Here is a 1,062-nt window from a genome sequence, read left to right as displayed (position 1 = left end):
GAGCTTGTTGGAGCACCCGTGCGGTAGAGACATGAGCGTGGGCGATGCTACCCTCGACATAGCCTGTGGGTTTTCCGATCTTCGGCCCGCGCTTGCTCGTGGCCGCTTGCTTGGGAAGTATGTGCCGTGCCAGGCACAGCAGCCGCTCGGCCAGGGCCTGCGGGCTTTGCTCGGCCGCACTGGGCCAATGTTCGGCGGGCAGCGCAATGAGCATACCCTCGTAGCCGCTCTTGACGTGCTCAGCCAAGTGGTAGGCGGAAACCTCCAGTTCAGGCTGTTGTGGGCGGTGCGCCTGCTCCACTGCATGCTGCAATAGCAACAAAACGTTGTACGCCAACACAGCCACCGCGAAACCCAGCAGCGCCGCTCTCGGATGCCCCAGGCTCTTGATCTCACTGTGCAGCACCGATTCCAGGCGCTGGACTATGCGCTCGATGCGCGAGCGCTCGCTCTCATGCGCGTCCTCGCAGGCTACGATATCGCGCACCAGGCCCAGGTCCGGGTCGTAGACGACCAGGCTGTGCCCGGGCAGCGCCGCGCCGCGATGGCTGCGCAGCGGCTGCAAGCGTTTTTCGCTGGCCGGCAAGTGATTGCCGTCGACGATGCCTGCCAGCCTGGCAAGCTGGCAGAGGTATCGAGCTGCGCGGCCACGGGGGGCAGGCGCTGTGCGCTGCCGCGCACCAGCCCGCGCAGCACCGCCGGCTCGGTGCGTTTGAGCTTGTCGTAGAGTGCCGCCACCGACACCGGCAGGCTTTCGAGTTTGCGTGCCGCCGCATGCAGCGATGGGCGCAGCCCCAATGTGTGACCAGCGTCATCAGCTCCACGATGGTCGAGAACATCAGATCTCTGGGGTACTGGCGCTGGCGGTGCTCCTGGAATATCTCGTCGACCCACGTCGCAGGCATGGCCTGCTCCAGCGCCAACCGTGCCATCACACAAGCCGGCGCGTGCTGCTCGAACGGTCCGGACTTCCTGCCACATGCTGGCCTCACCACGCCTCAATAAAAGCCATAGCGTATCGCAATTTCCTCGATGGAGGAATAAAAAACCTTGAAAGGGGTG

General features: G+C 64.2%; 1 pseudogene. It reads right to left on the bottom strand.

Going from position 1 to position 1,062, the window contains the following annotated elements:
• A pseudogene (locus tag GV368_RS10920) lies at nucleotides 1-932 on the bottom strand (IS4 family transposase); the annotation flags it as partial.
• Between the last annotated feature and the right edge of the window lie 130 nt (nucleotides 933-1,062).

Source organism: Tepidiphilus baoligensis, assembly GCF_012911495.1.
GTDB classification, from domain to species: domain Bacteria; phylum Pseudomonadota; class Gammaproteobacteria; order Burkholderiales; family Rhodocyclaceae; genus Tepidiphilus; species Tepidiphilus olei.
The sequence above is the reverse complement of the archived record's forward strand: the minus strand, read 5'-3'. Positions and strand labels throughout refer to the sequence as shown.